This is a genomic window from Ruegeria sp. CDSA079 (genome assembly GCF_059612245.1).
Genome location: NZ_JBXWQF010000008.1, coordinates 16540 through 34539, shown reverse-complemented (window position 1 = coordinate 34539; position 18000 = coordinate 16540). Strand labels below are relative to the sequence as shown.

The following is an 18000-nucleotide window of genomic DNA, read 5'->3' as shown; positions in this document are numbered from 1 at the left end:
TTCAGCTCTCCTTCTCAGGCCCGCGCGCGTGCGCTGGAGGGGTCGACGGCGCAAATGTCAATCACCTCGGCATCACGCATTTCATTGTGAACCATCACCTGCATTTTCGTGCCCGGCGTTGTCATGTCCTGTGTCACCAGGGCCATCGCGATGTCATGGTTGCAGTAATATGAGAACCCGCCCGAGGTGACGCGCCCGATCAACTTGCCATCGGCATAAACACCTTCATCAAACATCACCGAGGTCTCGCAGAACGGCAGTTTCAGTGTCACCAGCTTCCTGTAACCGCCCTCTTCCTTTTGCTTTTGCAGCGCAGCCTTGCCGATGAACTCCCGCTCGACCATCTCGCCATTGACCTTTTCGGTCATGGCAACAAAGCGACCCAGATCAGTTTCGTACGGCGTCATATCCTTGCAAATCTCGCGGTTGATCGCGCGATAGGATTTCTCAAGCCGCATGGACTCCAGCGCTTCCAGACCAAACGGCTTCACCCCAGCCTTCAGAAGCAGATCGACAAGATGGCGGTTGTAGCCGACGGGGTGGTGCAATTCCCAACCCAGTTCGCCGGTGTAAGAGACGCGCAGCAGATGTACGCCCTTGGCATACCCTACTTCACCCATCTGCGCCGACAACCACGGGAAGGCTTCGTTCGACAGGTCGTTGTCGGTCAGCGGTTGCAGGATCTCGCGTGCTTTTGGACCGGCCAGAGCAATCACGCCCAGCTGTTCCGAGATATCCTCCATCACGACCGAGCCATCCTTGGGCATCAGGCGCTGCAACTGGTCCCAGTTGTACGCCCGCCAATTCGGGGTCGAGATCAGATAGAAATCATCCTCGGCATACCGAACGATGGTGTATTCAGCATCCATGCCGCCTTTGTCGTTCAACATCAGCGACAGGGTCATGCGGCCAATTTTGGGCAGCTTGTTGGCCATCAGACCGTCCAGCCATTTCGCGGCACCGGGACCGCGCACGGTGAACTTGGTCATCGGCGACATTTCGATAAACCCTGCCTCTTCGCGGGTTGTGCGCACCTCAGCCTGCACCAGTTCCATATGGTTGGTGCGCCGGAAAGAGTGCTCCGGGATCGCCTCTTCAGGCGATTTGGCGAACCAGCGGGGGAACTCATACCCGTTGAAGCTGGTCCAGACCGCACCATGCGCGGTTAGCAGATCATAAGATCCCACAGTTTTCATCGGGCGCGCGTCCGGGAAGTCCTCGCCTGGAATATGCGCGTCCATGTGGGTGCCCCAGGTCTCGCGCACCTTGTCCATGGTCCAGCGTTTCGAGGCGTAGTCCGAAAAGCGGCGCGGGTCGAGTTCGGACATGTCTATACCCGGATCGCCATTCACGATCCATTTCGCCAGGCGATTGCCGACTGTGCCACCCCACAGAATACCGCCCGGCATCCCCTCGGCCAGCCACAGGTTTTCGTGTCCCGGCGCAGGGCCGGCCAGTGGCAGCTCGTCCGGGGTCATCTGAAACGGACCGCGGGTGTTGGCCTTGATACCAACCTCGCCCAAGGTCGGCACCCGTTCGATGGCGCGTTCCCACTGGGTTTCTACCGCATCGAAATCCTCGGGTAGCAGGTCGGCCCCGAAATCAGGCGGTACGCGGTCCTCGGCAAACAGCTTGAGGTCTTTGGTGAATTCATAGGGACCAAACTGAATGCCCCCCACATCCTCGCGCAGATAAGCGCCATAATCCTCATCCCGCAGGATCGGGAACTCCGGCAGGCCCTGTGCGCGCCGTTCCTTCAGCAGCGGTACGGTCTCGGTCGTCCAGTACTGGTGCACGATTGGAATACAGGGCAGATCCAGCCCCACCCGCCGCGCGTTTTCGCGTGCATAGTTGCCGGTGGCAAAGATCAGATGCTTACAGGTGATCTCACCCTTGTCGGTTGTCACTTTCCAAAGCCCGTTCTCCAGCTTTTCATAAGATTGCGCTTCGGTGTTCTGATAAACTTTGGCCCCTGCGTCACGCGCCAGTTTCGCCAGCGCCATGGTGATGTCAGCTGGGTTCACATAGCCGTCTTCGGTATGCAGAATACCGCCCCGGATATCTTCAGACTGGTTCAGCAGCGGGTGAACCTCGGCAACCTGTTCCGGGGTCAGCAGCTTGCATGGCACGCCGGCGGCTTCGGCAATCGAGATATACGACTGGAACTCGTCCCAGCGTTTTTCGGTGTTTGCAACGCGCAGCTGGCCGACTTTGCGCAGACCGACCGAGCTGCCCATCTTTTCCTCGACTTCAGAATAGATGCGAATGGTTTCCATCGTCATCTTCGACACGTTGTGCGAGCGTACAAAAGTCACCAGCAGACCCGCCGCGTGCCAGGTTGAGCCCGAGGTCAACGTCGTCCGCTCCAGCATCACGGCATCGGTGCACCCATTTTCGGTCAGGCCGTACAGGATCGAGGCCCCGACACAGCCGCCCCCCACAACAACAACTTCGGCATGTGACTGCATTTGAATTCTCCTCTTCCGCTGCGCCTAAATCCCGGCCAACGTTGTTCCGCGGGGCGGACACTCGATTTGACCGGAACTCTGCGCAAAACGCGCTGCTTTGGGCAAATCCTTGCGCTCATGGGCCAAGATCGCAATTGCAAAAATATTCACTCTGGGCAAATTCAGCTAATGCCAATAATCCTGAGAAAGCGAAAATAACTTAAAACCACCAGATACAGGTCAGACTACCTTGCCCATTGGCCCATATGAACTTCCACCGCTCAGCTCACTGATCAGTTTCGAGGCCGCGGCCCGACATGTCAGCTTCAAACAGGCCGCAAGCGAACTGAACGTTACCCCCGCGGCCATCAGCCATCAGGTCAAAGCGTTGGAGGTCGAACTCAATTGCGCGTTGTTCCACCGCCACCACCGAGGGGTCGAACTCACCGAAAGCGGCGCCTATTTGCTGGTCTCTCTGCAACGCGGGTTTGAAGGGATCAGCGAAGCGCTCAGGCAGTTGCGGTCGCAATATGATCGCTCTGGCGTCACGATTCGATCCAGTACAGCCGTCAGTTCGCTGTGGCTGACTCCGCGCCTGGCGCGGTTCTGGAAGAGTTACGGGCATATCTCTGTCACGCAGGTCGTCACCGATCTGGGATACGACACGCAAAAATGTGATATCAGTATCCGCTATGGTGATGCCTCTCGGGAACGCGGCACGTGTCATGTTCTGTTCCGAGATCGGATCATGGCCTTGGCCAGCCCGCAGTTTGTCCGCCAAAATAAAATCGAACAGTTACAGGATCTGGCCAGCGTTCCCCTGATCCACCTGGACGCGCCGGGCACCGGCTGGACCGGCTGGCAGGAATGGGCCACCGGCTTGGGCTATTCGGGGTCGCTTAAATCCGGGCACAGAGTAAACAATTACACCATCGCCCTGCAAGCCGCGCAGGATGACATGGGGGCTGTTTTGGGATGGGAAGGATTGACGGCCGGATTGGTCCGTACGGGAAAACTGTGCAAGCTCTTGCCGCAGACATTATCGGCTCCGCTGGATTTTTACGTGGTGCTTCACAACAGCTCTTCGGATCGCGCGGCTTTGGTTTACAGATGGCTGGCCGAAGATTCCGAACCCGGGGCCGAATGATACAGTAGACGCGCAGATCTTGCAGAGCGCCCCATCTACTCGGCGGATTCCACACGAACCGTTCTAATACTGGGATCAACCCGGCTATAGGCTGCAAGCAAGCGTTGGCTCCACTTTTGCGAGATATAATCAGCCATGAACCGCGACGGCGCCATCAAGGTGACAGAGCCCCCTGCCCGATCGGTTTCGGACAGATGCTGAAACCAGCTGGCCCACAGTTCTGGATCACGCCCATGCAGAATTGATTGCACCTGTGTCCACGCATCCGCCTCGTCAGAAACACTGGGACCGGGTTTCGCGGTGAATGGCACGATGTTTGTTTCCGGCTCAGGCACTTCCGACATGCGTGCAAGAAAATCGGATCCAATGACCGGCCAGATGTCCTGTGTGTCGATCATGATCTGCTTGAGATCAATTTCATAAACAGCAACTCGTCCACGAGCTGCAGGTCTTTTGACCGCTATCCACCCTAATGCGCGAAATTTAGACATTTCGCGCTTTACTGTCCGTTCATTCACTGTCCACAGGCGTGCAATTTCCTCACGCCCAATCGACAATTCATTGCTCCGCCAGTTATACCGAGTCGTAATCAAGGCAATGATGCGCAGAATACTGCGTTGTCGATGTTTGTCTCCGGACAACGCGTGAACGGTTAGCGCAGAGAGTATATCGTATTTTATGGCCGCCGCATTCCGCCCGACCGGTTTCGCCAGCTGCATACCCGTTCTCACCGCTCTATCTGCCTCAGACGGGTTAGCCCCGCCGTGTTCGCGCCGTTTGCCAACGCTTTTCGTCATCTTGGCCTAATTAGCGTCCAAACCTTCGATTCTGTCAAGAAGAGTCTGAATCCGGGCGAAAATTGCTGACCCAAAAATCAATAAATGAAAAAGAATCTGGTGAATTACTGGTGATGGGGGACATCCTATTTGTCCCCTTATTGGGCCCTTATGTCCCCCTATATGTAGGTTTCCTGCCCTACCTGCCCCCCTAAATGCCGGGGCCAGGGGGTATAAGATTCGCTGGGCGGCGCAGCCATGCACCCGAATCGATTTTGACCCCTCAACGCCTTGTTTTCTTACCCGTGGGTAAGATTACAGTTTCATCATATTTTCTTTTGCGTAAAGTGCAAATCGGTCGTAAATAAGAAACGAACAGAATTTAACGTTCCAAACAAAGAGACCTGAGGCATGTACACGCACGAAGACCTGAATGCATTGCGCAACCAATCCCTCAAGCTGCAGGGTTGGATTCGCCAGCAGACCTTTAGTCCAGAGATGGAGAAGACCCTCCGCCGATTTTCCAGCTGGGAGGTGTCCGAGCTGATCTTCCGGGTCAACCAGTCGACCTTTCGCGGCAAGCTGGCGGCAGATCCGTCTTTGCCGGGCGGAGAGGTGGAGCCCGACGGACGTCAGCGGTGGTTCAGCCTGGAAGAGGTGAACGAGCTGCGTCGACGCCTCAAGGTGAATCGAAAATCCCTGATGCCCCCGCGCCCCGAGGGCAAGCGCGCCATTCGCGCTGCTGTCGCCAATTTCAAAGGTGGGGCCGGTAAATCGACCGTGGCGCTGCATCTTGCGCATGCTTCTGCTCTGGATGGGTATCGCGTCCTGGTGGTGGATTTTGACCCTCAGGCGACGCTGAGCCATTCGATGGGTTTGACAGACGTAACCGAGGATTACACGGTCTGGGGGATTATGGCGCGCGATCTTATCCGCGAAACGGAACGTATGAACAATCGGTCCGTAGCCGCCCAATCAGGAACCGCCCTGCCCCACCGGGAATTGCCGCCTGCAATTACGGATATGGGTCTGGGTGATCTTCGAATTGGCGACTTCATCAAAAAGACGTCGTGGTCGACCATTGATGCCATTCCGTCTTGTGCCAACGCAGCCTTCGTCGAATTTGCCTCGGCGCAGTATCGACACCTTAACCCCGAGTGGTCGTTTTTTGCGGCCGTGTCCCGGTATCTGGATCAAATTCCGGATGATGCTTATGACCTGATCATTTTCGATTGTCCTCCGGCCATTGGGTATCAGTCCATGAATGCGGTGTTTGCCGCCGACATGCTTTATGTCCCGTCAGGCCCCGGATATTGGGAATACGATTCCACCACGTCCTTTATTGGTCAGCTGGCCGAAGCGTTGGAGGATCTTGCTTACGGTTTCGATAAAACCTTACCCACGGGTAAGATTGGGCTGCCAAAGACATTTTGCGAGTTGAGGTTCTTGCTGACGCGCTACGAGCCCGGCAACGCGCTGCACTTCGCGATGTTTGAGGCGTTCAAGAAAGTCTTTGGCGCGCACGTCGCAGAGCATCCGGTTGAGATGACCCGCGCAGTTGAACAGTCCGGACGCTTCCTCAGTTCAGTTTACGAAATGGATTATCGTGAAATGACGCGGGAAACCTGGCGCCGCGCCCGTTCGACTTTTGACAATGTATATGAGGAATTCCGGGACGTCATGCTGTCGGCCTGGGACAAGCTGGAGGATGACGCATGAGCCGCAAGCGCAGAATGTTCGATATCGACATACCGGCAATGGACGACATTCCTGTCGGCAAAGTTCCGGACAAGGTCCTTGAGAAACGGCGCGGCCCGATGGCGGCCGCAATTTCTGAAAACGCTGATGCGCTCCGGGATCAACAATCGACTGAGCAAACCATTCGGGCAGAAAACGACCGCCTTGCGCATGAACTGGTTCGATTGCGGAGCGAGGGATTGGTGACGGAACACGTAGCTTTAGCAGATGTTCTGTCTGAAAAACTGACGCGGGATCGCAAGCCAGGACCGGATCCTGAATTGGATGAGCTCAAAGCATCCATTCGGGAAATCGGGTTGTCCAACCCAATCCGGCTTGAGCGTCGAGCGGACGGCCGGTTTGAACTGATTCAAGGTATGCGACGTTTGTCGGCTTATCAGGCGTTGTATGAAGAAACCGGAGAAGAGGCATACGCCAGAATCCCGGCAGGTATTTCCGAGTCCAGTGATCTCGACAACAGCTATCGTCGCATGGTGGATGAAAACCTGATCCGTAAGGATATCTCTTTCGCGGAAATGGGTGCTCTGGCGCGGGCTTATGCGGACGATCCGGCAAATGATTGCCCGGATGTGGACAAGGCGGTTTCAACGTTGTTCAAGTCGGCCAGTTACACCAAGCGCAGCTATATTCGGTCTTTTGCCAGTTTGCTGATGATGCTGGACAAGGTGTTGATGCATCCCAATAACATTCCGCGTAACGTTGGTGTGGAATTGAAGCGTAAGTTCGACGCGACGCCTGGTCTAGTGCGGCAGGTAAGTGATACTCTGATGAGTGAGCCGGATCGAAATGGTGGCCGGGAAGTTGAGATCCTCAGATCTTATCTGAACGAACAAGAGAGCAGGGTTCCCAAAAAAGCCGCTTCAGATGCTGGCAGCAAGCCACGCCGGGCAAAGACAACGTTTCAGGTGTCCGGAAGGGCAGGGATCGCAAAATGCTCGGCTTCAAGCGGGCGGCTTGATCTGAGGTACGATCTCGACTTTACCCGGGTTGATCGGAACACGTTGGAAGAGGCGATTGCAGCGTTTATTGATGCTCTGCCCGAGGAAGATGATCTTACCCACGGGTAAGGTTTTTTTGACAGGATATTTGAACGGGCGCGGATAGCAAATCCGCGCCCGTTCTTATTCCCGACGTTGAAATTCACATTCTCACTCCGCACCGCGTGGTCAATAAAGATGCCGTCTGTTGACGCCATCTCTGACGCGGTTCATTGAGGCCGCGTGGTCCTTTTGAGATGCTCCGCATTTGAACAGAGAGCATGAAAACTATCGCGTGTTCACAGGCCAATTCTCGAAGGCCCCGATGGCGTGGGTCCGCATCAGTGAATTGCGAAGTGTTCAGACATCTGCGCGGATTTTTCTTTGAAGAGTACTCTTGCGAGACCCAAACATGTCATTCGAGAAGGTGCTATGCGCTGCGTCTTACCTTCTTCAGGCCTACAACGCGGCTCGCGGATTTTCTTTGAGCGGAGAATGCCAGCAGGGCAGGGCGGGAATATTTTGTCTTGCATATTCGAGCGCATTTGGCTTGCGGGGCGGATTCGCGGAATTGGCATAAAAATCACCGTAAGACTATATCTGAACAAGTGTGCAAAAATCCTAAGAAATGACCATTAAATACAATTCACTTGGATGTGTCGCAAACATTTTGTCTGGATTGAAGGGCCCGCAGGTTCCGACGTGGGGTTCTGTTGCAAAGATTTGAGCCTGTTGAGTTGTTTCAGCAATTCGCAGAACTGGCCTCATAACTCCACTGCGTTCGCCTAAACACGTCATCGTTCTCAAAAGAGTGCAACAGAACCACCTTTCAGAACTGTCTGTTGATACGCTCCAGAGCGGCCCCCAACTGCTGGACAAATTCACTTGCCAGGGCCGACGGGGGGCGATGCGCGGGTTGCATGATTGAAACGTTTAGAACGACATGGGGACGAAACGCCCGGAAGACGACGGGCCTGGGCTCGGGCCGCATGTTGACGTATCCAGCAGCAGTAATCGGGTCGCAGATACAGTAACAAAGCCCTTTTTCCACAAGGGTCAATGCCGGGTTGAAAGTCCTAAGTTCGAACCGTTGTTCGAACCGGGCTTTTTGACTCTCGAATGCCCTCTGGGTCGCGACCAGGTTAGGATGTCCTTCTTGCAGCCCGGCCATTGGTTGGCCCGACAGATGACCGGCTTCGACTGCGTCCAACTCGGCCAGTGGATCGCCCTTTGGGATCGCGCACACGCATCTCATGTCGAAATCGACGGTATCAATCGCCGCTGTGGGTTTCGGGGTTTCGCCTAATCCGATGTCATATTGCTGAGAGGCAACCCATTCCTCGATCACTGGTGACGCACGCATCATCAAAGAAGCGCGTACATCTGGTTTGTCCAACAGGAATTCGCTCAGAAGCTGCGGCATCAAAAGACTGCTGGCCGCCGGCATGCATGCTATGTTCAGGCGCCCCTTTGTCAGGGCCCCAATCTCGCGCATTGTCCGGGTTGAAAGCGACAGCCGATCCAGAACTGCTTCAGCCTCGGTGATGAAGTACTGGGCTTCGGGGGTAGGGGCCATTTTACCGCGTTGCCGGCGGAACAGGGCGATGTCCAACTCGGCCTCGAGATTGGCAATCAGCGCGCTGACGGCAGGTTGGGTCCGTCCGAGGATTCGGGCGGCTTCAGACACGGAACCTGTCCGCATGACTTCGCGAAAAGCCTGCAATTGGCGAAAACTGAGATTCATGCGCTGTTGTTAATCCTCAATTTTTGGACAAGTCATAAAGAAACTTTATTCAACAATCAATTTAATCGTTTTGACTTAATGCCCCAAGCTCGTGATCTTCCTCACCACGAATGCACCGCCTGCATTCGTCATGTGGGAGGGGAAAATGACGCGCTTTGCAAGTGTCCTGCTGACAGTGCTGATCTGCCTGGTTGCTCTTGGGCAATTCGTGCAGGTGATCACGCGCTATGTGCTGGAAATTCCGGTTATGGGGCTGGAAGAGAGCCTGCTTTATCCCACCCTGTGGCTATACATGTTGGGGGCGGTCAACGCTTCGCGTGAAAACACACATATTCGCGCCAATGTGCTGGAAATCTTTCTGTCTACCGAACGTCAGCATCAGGTTCTTGCGGTCATAGGTGAGGTCATCAGCTTGATCGTTGGTATCTGGCTGACAACCTGGGCATGGGATTTCACCAAATACTCAATGCGTGTCTGGCGCGAAAGCCCGACGCTGTATCTGCCGACTTTCTATGTCGATGTCGCTTTGTTTGTCGGGTTGGTCCTGATGATGATCTTCACGGCCTGGCATCTGCTGATGCATCTGCGCGCCTTGTTTTCCCCCATTCCTGAGCCCGCCGTTGAAGGAGGTCTAAAATGATCGAGATCGCGCTTTTTGCCGTACTGGTTTTGGTCATTCTGCTGACTTTGGGCGTTCCGCTGCCCTATTGTTTCGGTGCCGGTCTGATGGTGATGTATTTCGCCGGTGACGTGGTCATGAAGGGCAACATGCTGTGGGGGTTCCAGCAGCTTGGAAACCCGGTGCTGCTGGCCATTCCGCTGTTTGTTCTGGCCGGAACGATCATGTCCGTATCCGGCATAGCGGCTAGTCTTTTGAATTTTGTCAATATCTTCATCGGCCACCTTAGAGGCGGGCTGGGCGTTGTCGCCACCGTGTCCTGCGCGCTTATCGGAGCGATCTCGGGCTCGGGCCTGACCGGTGTCGCAGCGATTGGTCCGTTGCTGATCCCAGAGATGGAGAAGCAAGGTTATCCTCGCGAATACGCAACGGCGCTGATCGCAAATGCTTCGCTTCTGGGTCTGCTGATCCCACCCTCGGTCACCATGATAGTCTATGGCTGGGTGACAGATACGTCGATCCTGGCCTGTTTTCTGGCGACGCTTGGGCCCGGCCTGCTGATCATGGCCAGCTTTTCTGCGGTCAACATCCGTATGGCCCGCAGGTTCCCCTTGAAACTGAACGAACCCCTCCAAGGCGCGGCCTTCATGTCCGAGGCAACCCAGCGCGGTTTCAAGGCCACGCCCGCCCTTCTGATGCCGGTTATCATTCTGGGCGGCATTTACGGTGGCATCATGACCCCGACTGAGGCCGCCGCCGTGGCGGTGATCTATGCGATCCCGGTCGGGTTCCTGATCTACAAAGGACTGGACGTTCGCACCTTCTTAGGTGCGGGTAGAGAGGCCGCCACGTCGGTCGGGGCGATCATGCTGATGATCCTCTTCTCGATGATCCTGTCTCAGATGTTTGTACTGGAAAGCATTCCACAAGCCATCGTGCAGGCGATCTTTTCAGTGACCGAAAACAAGGCACTGCTGCTGGTACTGATCAACATCCTGCTGTTCCTGGTAGGGATGGTCGTCAATGACGTCACTGCCATTATCCTGATTGCGCCACTGCTGTTGCCGCTGATGCAGGCGATCGGGGTCAGCCCGATCCAGTTTGCCGCGATCATGGGCGTCAACACCGCAATGGGAGGTGTGACCCCCCCTTATGCCTCGATTCTGTATCTGGGTGCGCGCATCGGCCAGGTGCCGGTCACAAAGGTGATCCGCCCGGCCATGACCCTGATCCTGCTGGGATATCTGCCTGTCGTCTTTCTGACCAGTTTCTGGCCGGACCTGTCGATGTGGCTGCCCCGCTTCTTTGGCTACTAAGCCACCCACTTCATCACTCACGGAGGAGACTTATCCATGATGAACTTTCTGAAATCCACCTGTATGGCCGCTGCCGTTGTGGCAACCGCCGGTATCGCTGCCGCGGATACGCTGAAGATCAGCCATATCCGTCCTCAGGGCGCAACAATCGACAACGAGTTGCGCGCCTTCGCAGAAGAGCTGAAGACCGTCACGGATGGCTCGGTTGAATTGAACCTGTTCCCAGCTTCGGCGCTGGGGGACTATACCTCGGTGCAAGAGCGCATCTCAGTTGGCGCCATCGACATGGCCGTTCAGCCCGCAGCCACGGCCGTTGATCGCCGCATGCAAATCTCGGCGTTTCCCTATGTGGCGGCGAACTGGGAAGAGGCAAAAAAGATCTACGGACCGGGCGGTGCAATCCACGGCGCGATGAAAGATCTCTATGCCAAGCAGGACATCACCATGCTGGCAGCCTATCCGGTATACTTCGGCGGCGTGGCACTGAACACCGACGCTTTGAACCCAGGCGATCCAACCTCAGCCAAGGGCATCAAGGTCCGCGTGCCGGGCATCAAAAGCTTTCAGCTGACCGCCGACGCATTGGGCTATATCTCGTCGCCTATCCCGTTTTCGGAAGCGTTTACAGCGGTGCAGACTGGTGTGGTTGACGGTGTCGTCGGATCGGGTGCCGAGGGGTACTATGCCTCGTTCCGCGATGTGACCACGGCTTATGTTCCAGTCAATACGCATTTTGAAGTTTGGTACATGATCATCAACTCGGGCACGTTGGCTGACATGAGCGACGAAGATCGCGCAGCGCTGGAAACGGCAGCGATGGAGTTCGAGGTCAAGCGCTGGGAAACTGCCGAAGCTGATCAGAGCACGTTTGAGCAAAAGCTGGCCGACAACGGGGCCACGATCGTTTCGCTGACCGACGAAGAGCTTGCCGCCACTGCAGCCCATGTGCGCGCTCAGGTCTGGCCGCAGGTCCTGCAGGACGTTGGTCAAGAATGGGGGCAGGGGATTCTCGATAAGATCGGCGAATAACCCTGAACCTGGGCAAGGCGTGCTCCTCCCTGCGCCTTGCCCTGCTTTTCGACGGAGATGCTCTAATGTTCAGATCCTTGCAGTATGACGACCGTGACCAGGTGACGCTGACCATAAATGGTTGGGAAGTCGGCGCGCGCGAGGGTCAGACCGTGTGGTCCGCCATGGCGGTAAACGGTCAGGTCGAAACCCGGAAAGCGGCACTGTCAGGCGATGCACGCAGCGCGTATTGCGCGATGGGCGTCTGTTTCGAATGCATGGTGGAGATCGACGGTCTTCCGAACCAACAGGCCTGCCTGAGGCGAGTGTCTGAGGGTATGAACGTCACCACTCAGCGTATTACAGAAGAGTCAGAGGCGGACGATGCAGGCCTTTGACTGTGCGATTGTCGGCGCAGGTCCGGCAGGTATGTGCGCCGCCATAGAACTGGCGCGGGCAGGCGTTCAGGTGGCTGTTCTGGATCGCGCGCCAAGGGCAGGCGGGCAGATATACCGTTCGGCCGCAAACAGCCCGGTTCCGGATGTCGCCGCCCTCGGCGCGGACTATGCCGCCGGAGCGGCCCTGATTTCCGAGTTCGAACAGGCCAACCTGACACATTTCACCGGCGCGGATGCTTGGCATTTGGGCGATGACGGACGCATCCTGTTTTCTCACGAAGGCAACACACAAGAATTGCGCTGCCGAGAAATGCTGTTGTGTCCCGGAGCGATGGAACGACCGATGCCGATCCCCGGGTGGACTTTGCCCGGCGTCATGACCGCCGGAGCGGCACAGATGATGCTGAAATCAGATGCAATCGTGGCCGAGGGTGCCATCTTCGCGGGTTCAGGCCCGTTGCTCTATCTGATCGTGGCACAGTATCTGCTCCTAGGAGTGCCGGTGACGGCATTGGTCGATACCACGCCTCGGCAGCACTACCTTGATGCTGCGCCGCATCTGCTCCGGGCACTACGACACGCAGGTCAATTGCGCAAAGGCCTGGCATTGCTGCGAGAGATCCGCACTTCAGGTGTTGCGATCCACTCCGTCGCCGAGCGGTTGAAGGTGGTCGGTGACAATAAGGCTGAAGGGCTCAGGTTCGTTGCGGCAGGCAGGCAGCACGAAATCACCGCCGACACTGTATTTCTGCACCACGGTGTGCAACCCAATCTGAACATGACGCGGGCGATGGATCTGGATCACCAGTGGAATTCCGAACAGATGTGTTGGCAGGTTTCAGTGGATGATTTCGGGCAAAGTTCGATTGAGCACGTGTCAGTGGCCGGCGATGGTGCAGGCATTGTCGGTGCCGATGGCGCATGTGCCGAGGGTCGTCTGGCTGCACTGAATATTTTGCGCCGTCTTGGCCATCTTTCGCGGGCCGAGCGAGATCAAAAGGCGGTTAAAGATCTGTCCGTTTTATCGTCACTAAAATCGTTTCGACGTTTCATTGATTGTCTCTATCGCCCGACCGATGCATTGCGACTGCCGCATGACCCGGAAACACTAGTCTGCCGTTGCGAAGAGCAGTCTCTGGACGATTTGCGTAAAGGGTTCGACCAGGGTGCTCAGGACCCGAACACCCTGAAGGCCCTGACGCGGTGCGGAATGGGTCCATGTCAGGGTCGGCAATGCGGCCATGTGGTGGCCGGACTGTTGGCGCAGTGGCGCAATGAGCACCCCGAAACGGTTGGTTACTATCGGTTGCGCAGCCCTCAGCGCTTGCTGACGCTGGACGAATTAAGTCGGTATCACACAGTACAGGCGGAAGCTGCAGAATGAAGGCGGATGTTTTGGTCATCGGCGGCGGGATACAGGGCTGCGCCACGGCATTCCATCTGGCGCGTCAGGGAGTATCCGTGATCGTGGTCGAGAAAGACTATGCCGGGCGTCATGCATCGGGTGTCAACGCTGGCGGCGTGCGTCTTTTGGGGCGCGATATGGCCGAAGTGCCGCTGTCTAAAACATCAATGGAGATGTGGCAGACTCTGGATGACGACTTAGGGCACGACACGGGTTTTCGTCGTCATTCCCTGATCAATATTGCTGTGGATGATGCGGATCTGGGCGCGCTACAGGTGCGTGAGGACAAGATGCGCGCGGCGGGATACACGCACGAGCGTATTATTGACCGGTCCGAATTGATGGATCGTCTGCCACATGTAAATCCCGATTGTGTGGGCGGCGTGATCTCGGATTTGGATGGTTATGCGATCCCTTATAAGGCCACGGCGGCATTTCACAAAGCGGCTGAAGACTTAGGCGCACAAGTGATTGAAGGCGAAGAGGTTCTGGGGCTCAGACGGATCGGAAATGTATGGCTGGCGCAAGGCCGGCAACACCGCTACGAGGCCGAAACCGTCGTCAATTGTGCGGGTGCCTGGGCGGACCGGATCGCGTTAATGATCGGAGACAACGTGCCGCTCAGCCACGCGGCGCCGATGCTGATGATCACGGCCCGGATGCCGCATTTCGCCAAGCCGGTTGTTGGTGCGGTCAGTCGCCAGCTCAGTTTTAAGCAATTCGAGAATGGCACAGTCCTGATCGGCGGCGGCGCCAAAGGTTTTGCAGATCGCGCCAACAATCGTACCCGGTTGGATTATTCGAAACTTGCTGCCGCCTGCCGGACCACAGCAGAGTTCTTTCCGATCATGCACAAGGCCAGCATCAACCGGATGTGGGCGGGGCTTGAGGCATACATGCCAGACAATCTGCCAGTCCTTGGTCCGGCTGTGAATGCTCCCCGTGCCTTTCACGCATTCGGCTTTTCGGCGCACGGTTTTCAGATGGCCCCCGTGGTCGGTCAGGTCCTGGCCGATTTGGTCACCGGCAGGCGTAGCCGTTTCAATTTATCGCCATTCCGTATCGATCGCTTTGACCGCAAGGTCCTCTAACAGGAGACTTCCAACATGACGATTACTCGAATCGAAACCGGCCAGCGCATGAGTCGGATCGTCAAGCACAACGGCACTGCTTATCTGTGTGGGCAAACTTCGGATGCAGCCAAGGTCGCTGACCAGACACGTGACATTCTCGCTAAAGTTGAGGATCTTCTTGCCAAGGCAGGAAGCGATAAAACCCGGATGCTGCAATGCGTGATCTGGCTGGCCGACATGGCGGATTTCGCCGAGATGAATGAAGTTTGGGATGCCTGGGTGTCGGAAGGACATGCGCCGGCTCGTGCGTGTGGCGAAGCCAGACTGGCGCGCGACGTGTTGAAGGTCGAGATGATTGTAACGGCAGCATGCGATTGAGTCGGACCATCCGTTCGCTCCAGTTCTTGATAAGAGCAAAGGTTCTGTCGCAATCTTTTTCCCTACCTGTCAGGTCGATCGTAGTTTTGGTAGCGTATGCTCGAATTTAACAGGAGCAGACAGTGACGATCTCATTTAGGCGCGCGCATTATCCGAAAGAAGTGATCTTGCACGCGGTTTGGCTCTGCCGCAAACTTTGGCGTGGTTCGAAGCTTTCCGTTTCTGTGCCTCGCGAGCGGCTGCGGGTGAGTACTTCGCAACCCAGCGGTTCAGCGTCACATGATCGACCGACACACCACGTTCCGCCATAATCTCTTCCAGGTCGCGGTACGAGACGCTGTATCGAGCATAGAAATAGACAGCGAACAGGATCACCGATTGTGGGTAGTGCGCACCTTCTAAATCGATCACCGGACACTCCTAAACATCGTCGCAGACCAACAACCAATTGGATCAAAGCACCCAGAGGTGCAGCCTACTGACCAAAGTTTGCGACAGAGCCCATGCGGCACCATTGCTTGTGCAATATCGCGATCAGCTATGCACGTTCAATGATGATATTCAGGGCACGGCGACCGTAAGTATTGTTCAAGCAAGAATTGAAGGCCGACACTCAGAACGAGAGGGTCCAACCATTTCCTCCCGGCGTTTCCCACTGGGCCTTCTGCGGGGAATGAAACGCGGTATCTCAGCCTGGTTCTGATTACGACGACTACGCCACCCCTGGCCTGAGCGGTTTTTGTACAGCAGCACAAAGAGCGCCCACAAGCAGGACGGCAGATGCCACGATCAGGCTGTCTCCTATTTCTCCGGTTATGTCGCCGATGACGCCGGCCCCAATAGGTCCCAGTGCCTGTGAGACGGCGAAAACAATTGTAAAAAAGCTAATGGTTGCACCCCAGTCCTGTTGGCCCACGTTCTGGCGGACAAAGCTGGTTACAGCAGTGGGCGGCATAAAGACCGATAACCCAAACACGAATGCCGACATAATCAACCCATATCCATTTGGAACGAGGATTGGCAGAGCTGAACCAAGTGCAACTCCGATCAGGATCAGCGCCAATGGCGTTCCAGACGCAAAGCGGGCCAGTACGCCTCGCCAGATAAAGGGAGATGCCATAATACTGAATCCAAGGACCATCCACGTCGCGGCGGTCAAAAGGGCGCTGGAATGCTGCTCTTTCATCCAGACAGAAATGAAAGTGACGTACACGATATACCCCATTCCAAACAGTGCGTACCCACCAAGTTCGCCAAGCATCTTGCGCACCGGAGGAATGGAAGGAAGCGCGGCGTCATGCTTGGTTTCGTTCAACGTTCTGGAAGCCCAAATCGAAAATGGGCAAATGGCGAGAGCTGCCAACCCAAGTCCGATCCACGCCCAGTCCCAGGATTTGGGGCCGAAAACGTCCAGCATGGTCGGAAGGGTTGCGCCGCATAGCGCGATACCCAATCCTCCGCCGCCGCCAAAGTACAAGGCGATGGCCAGTGCATTCCTTCGGGCGCAATTCTGGAACAGTGATGCCGCCAGAACGCCGCCAGACACAAAGGAAAGAGCGCCGAACAATCCCACCAAAGTACGACAGGCAGTTTGAAATACGAGGCTCTCATCAAATCCAGTCAGCAGAAGACACAGTGCGGTGGCCACGGTACCACCCGCGAATAGTCGCGACGGAGAAATATGCCGGATCAGGAAAAGTGTTAGAATTGAACCCATTATATAGCCGATCGAATTAGCCGTATTCAGCCAACCCGATTGAGTAAGGCTCCAGCCGAGACTACTTTTCATAGATGGCAGAATAAGACCGTAAGCAAATCGACCAAAGGCATTGGAGATGCTGACACCAAGCGCAAGGCCCAGCAAAATGAACCAGGGGTTGGCAGGTTTTGCAGCGGTCATGAAAATCCTTCCAGGTAGGACAACACCGTGCCTCAAGGTGACTGGCCGTGCAATCCCATCAGACCCGGCACTGATGTTTTTTGGTTTGGCTTGGGCAACTTAAGACTGCATATATTCAACAAGTTTTGGGGTGTTGTCACGTTAACCGTCGTTCGATTGCTCATATTTGGATTTGGAAGTAGGTGACATCGATGAATTCATCGTCGATCAGCTACAAGCGCCACCGATTTCCTCCTCATATCTTCGCCCACGCGGTGTGGCTGTGCGTCCGCTTCAATTTGAGCCTCCGCGAAGTTGAAGAGATGCTGCTGCAACGTGGTATCGACGTTTCTTACGAAACGATCCCACGTTAGGTGATCAAGTTCGGACCGCAGATTGCTCGAAACTTGCGACTGCGGCAGGGCCGTCCAGGCGATGTCTGGCATCTCGATGACGATGTTGTGAAAATCTCTGGTCGCAAGTATTGGCTTTGGCGAGCGGCCGATCAGCATGGCGTCGTGCTGGACGAAATACTCCAACCGAAACGGGACAAACGGGCCGCAAAACGGCTGTTGCGTAACCTGATAAAGCGACTTGGTTTATTCCAAAGCGGATCATCACGGACAAACTGCGGTCGTATGGTGCTGCCAAGCGGGAGGTTGCGTCAGGCCTGGATCATTTGTCGCACAAGCGGCTGAACAACTGTGCAGAAGACAGCCATCTCTCATTTCGAAAGCGGGCGCGGACAACACCGTACAGTCCTCAAGTTGGATGAAGGCTTTGTCCGCGGTCCGGTCATCCGACTCTAGACAAATGCTGCGCGCTGCACGAACGGCAGCAATGCGGAATGCAATCGCAGCATCTTGTGCTATCGGTGGACAGCTGCTTTGGGCCGCAAGTCCACCTGCGTGAAGTGTCTGAAAAAATTGCAAAGGTCAGGTACTGCGGATAATGTTCGGGTGTCCGCTTCAACACAGTCCTTGGCTTGCACCTAACAGTTACGTGAGATTTCGGGACTGGCTCTAAGAAAACTTTGCTCTTCTCGTTCTCCCAAATCAATACTGAAGCACATGTC

14 protein-coding genes and 2 pseudogenes are annotated in these 18000 nt (G+C 55.8%); 11 read left to right on the top strand and 5 right to left on the bottom strand.

Going from position 1 to position 18000, the window contains the following annotated elements:
- Nucleotides 1-14: 14 nt before the first annotated feature.
- Nucleotides 15-2468, bottom strand: a complete 2454-nt coding sequence (locus AC2FJZ_RS10420; RefSeq protein ID WP_496777428.1) for a GcvT family protein — start codon at nucleotides 2466-2468, stop codon at nucleotides 15-17.
- Between the two features lie 229 nt (nucleotides 2469-2697).
- Between AC2FJZ_RS10420 and AC2FJZ_RS10415 the strand changes: the two genes are divergently transcribed.
- Nucleotides 2698-3594 (top strand): LysR substrate-binding domain-containing protein, encoded by an 897-nt coding sequence (locus tag AC2FJZ_RS10415; RefSeq protein ID WP_496777426.1) that lies wholly within the window; start codon nucleotides 2698-2700, stop codon nucleotides 3592-3594.
- Between the two features lie 35 nt (nucleotides 3595-3629).
- Here AC2FJZ_RS10415 and AC2FJZ_RS10410 read toward each other — a convergent pair whose 3' ends face one another.
- Entirely contained in the window at nucleotides 3630-4313 is a 684-nt protein-coding gene (locus AC2FJZ_RS10410) for a DnaA N-terminal domain-containing protein (RefSeq protein WP_496777425.1), read from the bottom strand.
- 468 nt (nucleotides 4314-4781) lie between these two features.
- On the opposite strand from AC2FJZ_RS10410, the gene AC2FJZ_RS10405 reads away from it, so the two are divergent.
- Both AC2FJZ_RS10405 and AC2FJZ_RS10400 read left to right on the top strand, forming a co-directional pair.
- Nucleotides 4782-6089, top strand: a complete 1308-nt coding sequence (locus tag AC2FJZ_RS10405; RefSeq protein ID WP_050604413.1) for an AAA family ATPase — start codon at nucleotides 4782-4784, stop codon at nucleotides 6087-6089.
- A complete protein-coding gene (locus AC2FJZ_RS10400) occupies nucleotides 6086-7195 on the top strand; it encodes a ParB/RepB/Spo0J family partition protein (protein WP_496777423.1) in 1110 nt (369 codons plus the stop codon). The genes AC2FJZ_RS10405 and AC2FJZ_RS10400 overlap by 4 nt, the downstream gene beginning before the upstream one ends.
- Nucleotides 7196-7934: 739 nt before the next feature.
- Here the strand turns inward: AC2FJZ_RS10400 and AC2FJZ_RS10395 are convergent.
- On the bottom strand, nucleotides 7935-8849 hold the full coding sequence (locus AC2FJZ_RS10395; protein WP_496673229.1) for a LysR family transcriptional regulator: 915 nt from the start codon (nucleotides 8847-8849) through the stop codon (nucleotides 7935-7937).
- Nucleotides 8850-8994: 145 nt separating this feature from the next.
- Between AC2FJZ_RS10395 and AC2FJZ_RS10390 the strand changes: the two genes are divergently transcribed.
- The 7 genes from AC2FJZ_RS10390 (at nucleotide 8995) to AC2FJZ_RS10360 (ending at nucleotide 15046) form a co-directional block, all read left to right on the top strand.
- Nucleotides 8995-9489 (top strand): TRAP transporter small permease, encoded by a 495-nt coding sequence (locus AC2FJZ_RS10390; RefSeq protein ID WP_496673232.1) that lies wholly within the window; start codon nucleotides 8995-8997, stop codon nucleotides 9487-9489.
- Nucleotides 9486-10784, top strand: coding sequence for a TRAP transporter large permease (locus AC2FJZ_RS10385; protein WP_496777421.1), 1299 nt, complete (start codon nucleotides 9486-9488; stop codon nucleotides 10782-10784). The genes AC2FJZ_RS10390 and AC2FJZ_RS10385 overlap by 4 nt, the downstream gene beginning before the upstream one ends.
- Before the next feature lie 36 nt (nucleotides 10785-10820).
- Nucleotides 10821-11813, top strand: a complete 993-nt coding sequence (dctP, locus tag AC2FJZ_RS10380; RefSeq protein ID WP_496777419.1) for a TRAP transporter substrate-binding protein DctP — start codon at nucleotides 10821-10823, stop codon at nucleotides 11811-11813.
- A 65-nt stretch (nucleotides 11814-11878) separates the two neighbouring features.
- Nucleotides 11879-12190: a (2Fe-2S)-binding protein gene (locus tag AC2FJZ_RS10375; protein ID WP_496777417.1), complete on the top strand. Its 312-nt coding sequence runs from the start codon at nucleotides 11879-11881 to the stop codon at nucleotides 12188-12190.
- A complete protein-coding gene (locus tag AC2FJZ_RS10370; protein ID WP_496777415.1) occupies nucleotides 12177-13574 on the top strand; it encodes an FAD-dependent oxidoreductase in 1398 nt (465 codons plus the stop codon). The genes AC2FJZ_RS10375 and AC2FJZ_RS10370 overlap by 14 nt, the downstream gene beginning before the upstream one ends.
- On the top strand, nucleotides 13571-14686 hold the full coding sequence (locus AC2FJZ_RS10365; protein ID WP_496777414.1) for an NAD(P)/FAD-dependent oxidoreductase: 1116 nt from the start codon (nucleotides 13571-13573) through the stop codon (nucleotides 14684-14686). Before AC2FJZ_RS10370 ends, AC2FJZ_RS10365 begins: the two co-directional genes overlap by 4 nt.
- A gap of 15 nt (nucleotides 14687-14701) precedes the next feature.
- Nucleotides 14702-15046 carry a RidA family protein gene (locus AC2FJZ_RS10360; RefSeq protein ID WP_496673249.1) on the top strand — a complete coding sequence of 115 codons (345 nt, stop codon included), beginning with the start codon at nucleotides 14702-14704 and terminating at the stop codon, nucleotides 15044-15046.
- A gap of 213 nt (nucleotides 15047-15259) precedes the next feature.
- Here the strand turns inward: AC2FJZ_RS10360 and AC2FJZ_RS10355 are convergent.
- Nucleotides 15260-15457: pseudogene (locus tag AC2FJZ_RS10355) on the bottom strand (IS6 family transposase); the annotation flags it as partial.
- A 301-nt stretch (nucleotides 15458-15758) separates the two neighbouring features.
- Nucleotides 15759-16946 carry a YbfB/YjiJ family MFS transporter gene (locus AC2FJZ_RS10350; protein ID WP_496777412.1) on the bottom strand — a complete coding sequence of 396 codons (1188 nt, stop codon included), beginning with the start codon at nucleotides 16944-16946 and terminating at the stop codon, nucleotides 15759-15761.
- Between the two features lie 191 nt (nucleotides 16947-17137).
- Here AC2FJZ_RS10350 and AC2FJZ_RS10345 point away from each other — a divergent pair.
- Nucleotides 17138-17697: pseudogene (locus AC2FJZ_RS10345) on the top strand (IS6 family transposase); the annotation flags it as partial.
- Nucleotides 17698-18000: the final 303 nt, after the last annotated feature.